The organism is Leptolyngbya cf. ectocarpi LEGE 11479, assembly GCF_015207065.1.
Lineage (GTDB): Bacteria > Cyanobacteriota > Cyanobacteriia > Phormidesmidales > Phormidesmidaceae > Leptothoe > Leptothoe ectocarpi.
In genome coordinates this window covers 1-10,061 of record NZ_JADEXP010000241.1, presented here as the reverse complement: position 1 = coordinate 10,061, position 10,061 = coordinate 1, and the positions used below count along the sequence as shown (strand labels likewise).

Here is a 10,061-nt window from a genome sequence, read left to right as displayed (position 1 = left end):
GGGCTCAATTACCCTGAAGAACAGAGGAGCGTAGAAGAGATTCGACGTCTAGTATAAAAACTGTCTCGTCATTGTGGGTGACACAGCCTGTAAGATAAGGCAAAATTATGCTGCTCACGTTGTTTGGTGGTGGATGAATGGCTTCCGGAGCAAAGCTTACTATGCCATCGATAGATTCAACCTGAAGCGCTAGGGGTGTAGAGCGACCTTGAACAATAATTAGACTATATTGCTGGGCGTGTCGATCAGGGATGGGAAGGCCTAACAAACGAACTAAATTAGCTACCCAAAAAACGCGTCCGCGACGGTTGACTAGCCCCAATAAAGCTGCAGGCATATTGGGCATGGCCATCACTCGTCGAGTGTTCAGGACCACGGCTTCCTGCACAGCACTAGCAGGCAACATAGCCACCACATTGGGGGCTAACTGAAATTTCAAAAATGATTTCGTGAGTACAGGGCTGTCTTTTTTTAAGGATAGAGCAGACAAAATAATGACCTCAATGACCTCATGAACAACATGCGATCGCGCATCAGCAATTTACAATACAGATTTAATTACTTTGAGTAATTCTTCACGGTTAAACGGTTTGGTTATGTAGGCATCAGCGCCCTGCCGCATACCCCATAGCCGATCAATCGCCTGATTCTTAGATGAACAGATAACTACTGGCACTTCAGCAGTTTCAGGCACCCGCTTTAAGCTACGACATAGCTCAAACCCACTCATCCCTGGCATCACCACATCTGTAACAATTACACTCGGCTGACTAGCAATTGCCTTATCCAGGCCTTCTTGAGCTGTTACAGCATGGATTACGCTGTAGCCTTCTTCTTGTAAATAATGGCTGATCAGTTCCCTTTCAGAGGGAGTATCTTCCACAATCAGTACTGTAGCCATTTGGATCACTGCCATGCTCTATTTATCATCCCCTAAATGTTTGGTTTTCCCATCTAGCCCCTGATCATAACAGCAGCTATTACAAATCTGAGATCTCAAGGTCTCAACGTCCCCACAGTCCCTACGCCTACTCAGGCTCCACAGCGGGTAAATGCATAAATACCATTTTCAGTAGTTCTGACTGACTAAACGGCTTAGTTAGATAACCTGAGGACCTGACTAACTTAGCCTTTGCCCGATCAATAAATCCCGTGTTACCGGTTACCATCACAATGGGGGTATTTTTAAAGCTGGGATGCCGACGCAGGAGAGAGCATAGCTCATAGCCATCTAAATTGGGCATGGTGACATCCAGCAAAATCAAATCTGGTCGACACCGCATCACCTGCATTAACGCCTTGACCGGATCACTAATCGGCACAACGTTTAGACTTTTATCATTCAGAAATTCTTGAATTGCATTCAATACCGTTGGACTATCATCAATGCAAGCAATGGTATACGTCGCTGTGCGAATGTCAGGATTCGTCGATGACAGTCCCTGTACATTCATAGATTGAGACGTCACACTGGGGGGCACTCCCAGCTGCGGTTTGGACTCAGACTCAACCAGCTGATTGCCAACCGCAGTCGACGTAGCAGATGCTATGGGGCTAGTCGGCGACCCATTTGACAGACTATCCTGGGTGGCCGATGGTGATGCCAGCAAACTTTGTCGACGATTGCGCTGACAAATCTCAACAATAGGCCGTAAATCTAGCTGACAAAGAACCGGGTACTCACCGATATCATCTAGCCCCAGCAAATCATAGCTACCTTCTTGCACGCCTAGAAACGACTCAATCACTTCAATCGCCATGGCCCGAATCAAATCACTAGCCTGATCGGCTGTCAGATGAGATTGCTCCACTAGCCAGCTAATGGCCTGGTAATCGGGTGTCAGCGGTGCTTGCTTTGGAGACTGCTCAAACATCAAGCGTAGCTGGACCCTGACGGCTCCTACCAAGGTGGAAATCTCATTACTCAAATCCTGGAGATGACGGTCTAGACGGTCAAATGGCGCATCTGTATCCGTAGCAAAATTGAGCTTGCCTTGGTTAAGAAAAAGTGACCATGAGTTAGTCCCCGAGTACAACTTGAAGTGACCGCTCACCTGACGACTAATCAGCTGAGCCAAAAAGCTTAGAGGATGTAACTTCTGGGTTGCACCATAACCCACAATCGAACGACTGTTCATAACTGAATGTTTAACGATACAGCAAAAAGCCAAAAGCCTTTAGAGCTAATAGACCAGAGCAATTAGGGCATCCCCCTAGTGCATATCGGCCATGAAATAGATATATAAACTCTCGACTCAATAACCATACAAATGGTTTCTTCGGTATGGAAATAGGTATATGCGTAAATGTAAATAAATTTATGTACCAGCGGTACTATGAAGCAATTCCATCCTTTAGTCCTCAGTCCGGACTATATATACGGGAAACTTCTAGATTTCAATGTCGCAAGTATTACAATCATTTAAGTGTGAAGCAGCACCCTAACTAATTTTGGAAAAGCCAAAAGCTACCGTAATTTTTGCCGTTGCTGATTTAGGGGATGGACCGATCGGGTAATGATGCAATTTATCAGCACTCTTCAGATGAAATCATCTCGGGGATCAGCAACGCCTAATTTTTTACATTCTCCTTGAGAATACCAATCAATTTACGTATTCTCAAACAAAGTCTTGATAAAGAAAGCAAGGCTAGGATAATAATTCCCGCCATACGGGTATCAAGGGACACCCGTTAAAAATAGCTGCAAACTAATGGCCATTTCCGTTTCAAACACCTGGGACACTCAATGCAGCCTCCATCCCACAAATCTGATTGTCATCCTGTCAACATCCCTAGGTAACCTGCTTAAGCAATGTTTTAATCTGATTATGCTGTTGCTGATCAAGGGAAATAGGAAACGATAGTTCCAGGGCCACACGGTAGTCTGATAGTTGATTCGGACTCCCTAACGTCGGATTTGCTTTAGCACCAGCATAGCTACTCGAAAGTTTAGGAATCAGCTCAAGACGCTCGACTTGAGCCATCAGGTCATAGGATTGGACACTATCGACTTGGGGATAAATCTGTAGATGCAGTAGAGGATGATTATCTTGAAGAGCTACGGCTGCCGTGCTGGCATCACCTAGCAGTTCCAACCGTATGTCTCTAGACCCAAGTTCAGTAATCATGGCCGCTTGGACATAGCTACCCCAGCCTTTCCAACGGAGGTCACTCATCACCTCAACCTGCTTGCGCATTTTGACGCTATTGGCAGGGTTCAACTCTTGAAATGCTCGTTTTAAGCTCATCAAAATAAACCTAAGTGAGCCTAGGGGATTGTCAGAGTTTTCGCGGTCTTGAGAATACCATTTGCGCACATCTGAGAAAATGACAGTCGCCAAGTCATCTTGCTGGGACTGATTCATATTCACAAAGTTGACGGCTAACTTAGTTTGCAGAGAATCCGTGGCACTGGCCCTGATAATTTCTGCATCAAGTAAGGCAATGGCCCCATAGTCTCCGTATAGCTCTAGATTTACTTGCTCCGAAATATTGGGCCATACGTCTAGTAGCACCTGGGCACCTGTCTCGCTGACATCGAGTGTGGTGCCTTCCCACTCTTGACCATCATCACTGTAAAGCTTGACTATGAGTTCACGGGGCAACCGGTGAGACTGTCGCAGTTGGGGTTGCTCAAATGCCACCAGACAAGCTGCCAGCACCAGTGCCAGGTTGAAGATACACCATAGGGTATTGATTAAGACGGCCTGAGTGTCTAAAGGACTGAGGATCAGCCATATAGGCACCGTTAGCAGTGATGCAGCTGTAACGGCCCCCAAAACAACGAGATAGCGCACACTATCAACATCAAAGCTACGTGATTCTACCGATACCCCCTTATCGGTCACGTTAAACGATCCTAAATTGGGGTTGAGTAGGGCTAGCAACGTGACGATACCTGCCTGGAATGACATGGCAAATTCATAGATTTCATTCCAGAAGGAAAATCGTACATGTTTATAGGAAATATGATTAGCGTGCATCGACAGCACGATATGGGGCAATGCGTAAAATAGGGTCTCGATACCCAAACCTTTTACCGAATTGATGCCAAACAGCAAAAATAAGTTTGGTGCGATCGCATACATTAGCCGTGGGAAACCAAAAAAGAAGTGAGACGTGGCGCTGAAATAGCAAAGTCGTTGAGACAGACGCAGGTTTAGACGCCGATTAAACAGGGGGTTTTCGATCCGTAGAATTTGGGCCATCCCCCTAGCCCAACGCACCTGCTGTCCGACATAGGATGAAAATTTCTCAGGTGCTAGACCGGCTACCATAATTTTGTCGTAGTAGACCGTACGATAGCCCAGGGAATGGAGCCGCAGAGACGTATGACAGTCTTCGGTCACAGTTTCAGTGGCAATTCCCCCGATATCTAGCAGATATTTACGACGAATCACAGCGGCAGATCCGCAGAAAAAGGCAGCGTTCCAAAAGTCATTTCCTTTTTGGAGCACCTTGTAGAACAGCTCATTACCGACGGGGATCTGTCCCTGGGTCAGGAGGTTGCGCTCAAACGGATCGGGATTGTAAAACCAGTGAGGGGTCTGCACTAGGGCTACTTTTTTATCAAAGAAGAAACCAACTGTTTCTTGTAAGAATCCCCTGACTGGAATGTGGTCACAGTCTAAAATCAACACCAGCTGACCATCGGTCTTATTGAGAGCGGTGTTAATGTTACCGGCTTTAGCATGCTCGTTGTCATCACGAGTCAGCATGAGGCAGCCTAGATCGTCACACATTTTTTGGAGTGCCAGGCGACGCTCTCGATATTTTTCGGCACGACCGTCATCCAGGACGTAAATCGTTTTTTTGCTGTCTGGATAATCGGTATTTAGCGCCCCAAGGACCGTTTTGCGGACAATGGCAACGTCCTCATTGTAGGTGGGGATATAGATATCTACCGTTGGCCATTTTTCCTGCGGCCATTGAGTTAGGGGAATGGATTTGCGATCGCGAATCCTCAGCGTCTGAAAATACGAGAGGAGTAATGTGGCAATGGCGTACAGCTCGGCCACAAATAACAACAGCGAAAAGAAGCCATCCAGCCAAGAATCTAAGTTTAGGGTGTAGTTAGATCGATAATACAGATAGCGCAGCGTGGTAATCGTGCTTAGAGCCGCCATCAGTAAATGTAAATATTCACTGACGCGTCGACTCGTCTGGCGATCCTCCAACCGCAGCAACACCTGCCCCACCAGCAACAAAGATAGGGCAACCAGTCCCTGCTGCAAAATCGTGGGTCGGGCAGTCATGATGGGCCAGGCAAACGTGGTTAAACACAATGCCAAAACCAATAACTGTCGTTCAGTTAGCCACTTTAATCCCTGATCAAACCAGTCAGGAATATTGATGATCAGCAGCTCGATTAAGAGAGGTCGAACTCTCGTAGAGAGATAGTCTTCAACTGTGCGCTGGAAGTTTTTTAACCGACGCGCGGGAATCAATCGTCCAACCATAATTACAGCTCTCCCGGCGCAGATGGATCGTTCATAACACCCGATGCTGCTGTCAGCGTCTCATTGCGCTTCAAGTAGGCTTGAATTACACCATAGAGCAGCAACGACAACACAATAATGCCGGGAATTAGCAAAAACCAATTTCCTTGAATCACCGTAATCGCTTTCTGGAATGTGCTTTCCTCTTGCACGTCCCGCTGGGCTGAGCGTTGTAAAAACTCTATGTTGTAGGCGTTGTCGTCATAGGGGGACGGTGTTTCAGCATTGGCACTGATCAAGGCCGTATCCCCTTGCAGCTGGAAAAATAGGGAATCTAATTCCAGTAAGTCCCGCAGCTGTTTGAGACCAGGCTCGCTCTGGGCCGTCATGGTCAGTAGCACTCGTGAATCATTCCAAGGGGAAATCTGCTGTTGTAAAACGCCCTCAGCATCGGGCAGGGTTTGGACCTCACTGGCTCCCCACTGGCGAGCCCCCTCTTTCAGGTTAAACTCGGCTGCTTCTAAAGCTTCAACTAGGGGAAATTGCGATCGCAGTCCAATTGCCACCAGGTGCTGTGATTCTTGTACCTCTTGCGTTAGCTGACTTACGGGATAAACCGCCAGCTGAACCGCCTCCGAACGGCTCAAACGCCCCAGACGCTCACTGAACTCCAACATGATCGATAGCTCAGTCATGCTAGGTTTGTCTGGCATCACAATGGCGGTGCGAGACAGATCCTGGGGGGACGAGAACGGGTACCCCGCCTTCAGCAAATTAAGATCGGGAAGTTTGGCAACCTGTTGACGATTCAGATTAAAGTTACTGTCACTGTGGATAGTGCCCCATAGCTGGTGATCAGTCACTCGGCTACAGGAACGACGCTCCCGTGGATCGAATCTCAGGTATACCTTCAGTCGCGACTGGGGAGTAATGTGTTGTTCTGGCAACTCAACCTTTAGTGTGGCCCGACGCTTGCCATCAATTGAATCCAACCGACGACCTGCCACCGTAATGCCGTCTAATTGCACCTCAACTAGAGACGTTAGTGGGTTGACTTGAGGGCCATAGGTATAACGCAGATTCATCACATTACCGGGTAAAAACCGGTCGTCAGGTAGCGCCTTAAAATCAAGTTCGAACGGGGGAGCATGGGCTCCTCGGATGACCACATCTTCAATGGGCTCATTGTTAAACCCGTTGAGATCGCTAAGCTCAAAATTGTCGGATAGGGGTAAATAACGGGGCCAATCGCGAATATCCGGTGTGGCAATCTCTTCTACGTCATTGACTAAAACAACTTGGCCAGCACCGATTTTACGATCTTGAGATTGGGTCAAGAATTGCACAGCCTTAGCTACAGCCGTTGGGCCATTACCCGTCGCCACCAGCACAGGAGACTGTTTGTCTTCAAGGACAGTCCACATCAAAATACCGGTGTCAGATGAGATCAACGTCTGTTTATCATCTAACCAACGCTTGTTTTTGAGAGTTAGGGGCAGCTCCAAACCTTCCAACATGGGTTGCTGAGAGGGGGTACCTACCACCACGACTCGGTTGCCATCCGCTACATCATCTAGTTTTGCTACTAGGTCTGTGTCTAAAGGCCGATAATCAGCAATCCGCCCCAACGATGCCTGTAGCTTAGCAATAGCAGTGAGCCAAGCTTGGTCCTGGGTGGTAGGAACAATATAGTCGATATGATTGGTTTCTAGACTAAGAACATCAATCAGCGGGTAGGGATAGCTGTTGAAATCTAGCTGAAAGGGCTCAGAGTCATAGTTAAATACCAGTTTTGAATCCGGTAATATCTCTGTCCAAAGGGAGGGATCAAACGGGTCTTGGGTACAGGTAGGTGAGTTGTTCTGCAGACCGGCAATAATCAGCTCGTTATAGTCCTTGAGGATACGTGTCGGAATGTCAAAGATAATGGTTCCGGTATCACCCTGCTTTAGGTTTAGGGGCACACTACCCACGTTATTGTCATTGACAATGACATTGAGATTAGAGCGGGTTGCATAGAGAGCGCCAGAATGGCGATAGCGCAACAGAATTTTGACAGACTTTACAGACCAATTGCGGGGGCGTGTAAATCTCAGACGAGACTCATTATAGATACCTTCTAACCGCAGTCGCGTTCCTACAACCGGACTACGGTTAAATTCTAGAATATATTGACTACCCTCTTCCTGTTCCAGTTCAGCTGCTTGTGCATCTTGACCCAGATCTCGCCCCGCTGTTGCTCCGTCTTCATCACGGTTGCGGCGATCGCCAGCAGTACCCGCTTCGGCAGCGTTATCTGATGCCCCTGGCGATGACGTCACCTGCGCCATACTCGGAGCTAATGTTGTCACAGATAGTAGAACAGATAAAAATAGCGAAATAAATATACGTTTTCTGATTACCCTTAAAAACACTGATGTAAGCACTCCCCCCAGATACATAACCTAGGTCAAAATAATCAAACTATTGGCGTTTATTGGCCGTTTCAAACATATAAAAACCCTGATGAACCCTAGGAGGTCCTTCAGGTAAGTGTTAACCAGCTAGGAAATACTTTGCAAGTGTTTTGTCCGTAGCTTATTGATTTGCACATAGAATTAGTATTCACCCTAAGCCATTGATAAAGGCAACAAGTGTTTTTGACATATTTTTGACATATAAGGAATAACGCACTTTAAAAGCTCTCAATGAGCTTCCAACTTCAAATATCAAGCCTAATCAGCACAATCCGGCAAAGTTTGATCAAGTTATGATTTAGATACGGATTTCCCTGTGAAGTGTGTGCTATTTGTATTTACAACACCCATAGGGGCTATGGAATAACTATACTGACCTATAGCATGCGAATTTGACTGTGAAGGAAGCATTAAAAGCATCAAAATCTCTGTATGGTTTTAGTGAAAATTACGTACTTAAGGTGTGGGAAACACCTTAGACTTGGCAACGATCTAATAGGTGTAAACGATCTATAGGCGTAATAATAACCTTACCCGTAGCGAGAGGGAAAATTTCTATCTCTTATACGAAAGTAAATAGGGGTAGTTTTTTCCTGTTGGACAATCAAATTTGTTGTACTCGTTTTCTATGGCGCTAATTTTCCGTTGCTGATTTATAAGGTAAAACAGTCCCGACTACATACGCTAATTACACAAAATATTATTTTTCTGACTATGTCTGCAAACTCGATGACGTATTCTCGTCTCCGTACGATAAATCTTTTGCTGCTTGCTGGTTTTAGTAGCCTGTTGGGTAGCTGCGGTTTGTCAATTGAAACTCCTAATAATCCGATTTTGATTAATCGTTTACCAGTGGCTGACATGGATTTTACTGTGGAGTCAGGCAGGGACCGTCATACCTATGAGATTCAAGGAACAGCAAATTTTCCTAACCAGACTGAACTTAATGTTTTGGCTATGCGTCAGCTATCACCGACTGATGAGACAGTGGAGCCAAAGCCAACTTACTCAGTTTTAGACTATCAGGTGGTTAGGGTCCAGAATGGGCGCTGGCAGGGGGAACTTACCCTCAGACAGGTGGCCGCTGATGGGAGTCGCAAAGAAACATGGCAGCTGGATCAAACAAAGCTATCTATGGATGTAGAACCCCTTGATGAGGTTGTTATTATGGCCACCTACACACCGCTAGACCAGCTCACCACGCTAGAACGAATTCTTGCGCAGCAGGGGCTTAAAGTCTCTCCAGATCTGTTGCAAACCACATTGGATGGGCGTCGCTATCTGGAAATGAAAAAGGTTTTGAATATGCCTGTTGCTAATTTGGTCAGTGAGCGTCCTGAATTGTATAACGATGGCTGGGGCACACGGCATATCCTGATTGAAGAACCCCCGATGCCCTACCAGGTTGATTTTCCTGAAGAACGTCAAACAAATCGGCCAGCAGAACCCTCAGAATTTCTGTATTAGTTCTTCAGGTAGCAGCGCCACAGAGGCGTTCCATGGAACGCCTGTACGTCCAATAATAGGGTCTCAAGCAGAATTGATGATTCAGTGAAGACGTAAATCTGCTCAGGAAAGCATAGCGGCTTCTAGGTTAGCCGTATCAAGTTCAGCTCCCGTGAGGTCTGCATCCGTCAGGTTTGCCCCCCACAGATTTGCCCCAGACAGACAGGCATCACGTAAATCGCATCCTTGGAGATTAGCTCCCCATAAGTCTGCGCCGGTTAAATTAACACCGACGAGATTTGCCCCGCTCAGATCAATGCCAATTAGCACCAGGTTACTCAAGTCAGCAGCCCAAAGCGATTGATTTGGACCCAGACAATAAACCCCAGCCCATTCCCAGTCAAAGTCTTCGGGCCATTGAGTCGCTGGATCACAGACGGCTCCAAATAGACAACTTTCCTTGAGGTCTGTTTGACTGAGATCTACACCAAATAGGGTGGCTTTTGTTAAATTAGCTCGAGTTAAATCAGTGCCCTTAAACTTGGCGCGTTGCAAGCTGGCATTGGTAAGATTGCTGGAGTTGAGATTGGCATGGCTTAAGTTGGCTTCAGTTAACTGGGCTCCTACTAGCCAGCCCCCCAATAAATTAGTCTTGACTAGCTCCGCTCCAGCTAAATCACTGTGGCTCAGGTCAATCCCGCCGAGATCACGCTGACTGAGG

Annotated in this window: 7 protein-coding genes; 1 reads left to right on the top strand and 6 read right to left on the bottom strand. The window is 46.7% G+C overall.

Annotated features, from left to right (window positions below):
* Window positions 1-4: 4 nt before the first annotated feature.
* The 5 genes from IQ260_RS21125 to IQ260_RS21105 form a co-directional block, all read right to left on the bottom strand.
* Window positions 5-439, bottom strand: coding sequence for a chemotaxis protein CheW (locus tag IQ260_RS21125; protein WP_193995071.1), 435 nt, complete (start codon window positions 437-439; stop codon window positions 5-7).
* Window positions 440-541: 102 nt separating this feature from the next.
* The gene (locus IQ260_RS21120) at window positions 542-916 is read right to left on the bottom strand and encodes a response regulator transcription factor (protein WP_193995070.1); all 375 of its coding nucleotides are present in this window, start codon (window positions 914-916) and stop codon (window positions 542-544) included.
* Between the two features lie 112 nt (window positions 917-1,028).
* Complete coding sequence (locus IQ260_RS21115; RefSeq protein WP_193995069.1) at window positions 1,029-2,138, bottom strand: response regulator; 1,110 nt, start codon at window positions 2,136-2,138, stop codon at window positions 1,029-1,031.
* A gap of 654 nt (window positions 2,139-2,792) precedes the next feature.
* On the bottom strand, window positions 2,793-5,459 hold the full coding sequence (bcsA, locus tag IQ260_RS21110; protein ID WP_193995068.1) for a UDP-forming cellulose synthase catalytic subunit: 2,667 nt from the start codon (window positions 5,457-5,459) through the stop codon (window positions 2,793-2,795).
* Window positions 5,460-5,461: 2 nt separating this feature from the next.
* A complete protein-coding gene (locus tag IQ260_RS21105) occupies window positions 5,462-7,789 on the bottom strand; it encodes a cellulose biosynthesis cyclic di-GMP-binding regulatory protein BcsB (RefSeq protein ID WP_322745012.1) in 2,328 nt (775 codons plus the stop codon).
* Between the two features lie 819 nt (window positions 7,790-8,608).
* On the opposite strand from IQ260_RS21105, the gene IQ260_RS21100 reads away from it, so the two are divergent.
* Window positions 8,609-9,361, top strand: a complete 753-nt coding sequence (locus tag IQ260_RS21100) for a hypothetical protein (RefSeq protein WP_193995066.1) — start codon at window positions 8,609-8,611, stop codon at window positions 9,359-9,361.
* A gap of 102 nt (window positions 9,362-9,463) precedes the next feature.
* On the opposite strand, the gene IQ260_RS21095 is transcribed toward IQ260_RS21100, so the two are convergent.
* The coding region (locus tag IQ260_RS21095; protein WP_193995065.1) for a pentapeptide repeat-containing protein at window positions 9,464-10,061 on the bottom strand (598 nt) is incomplete at its 5' end.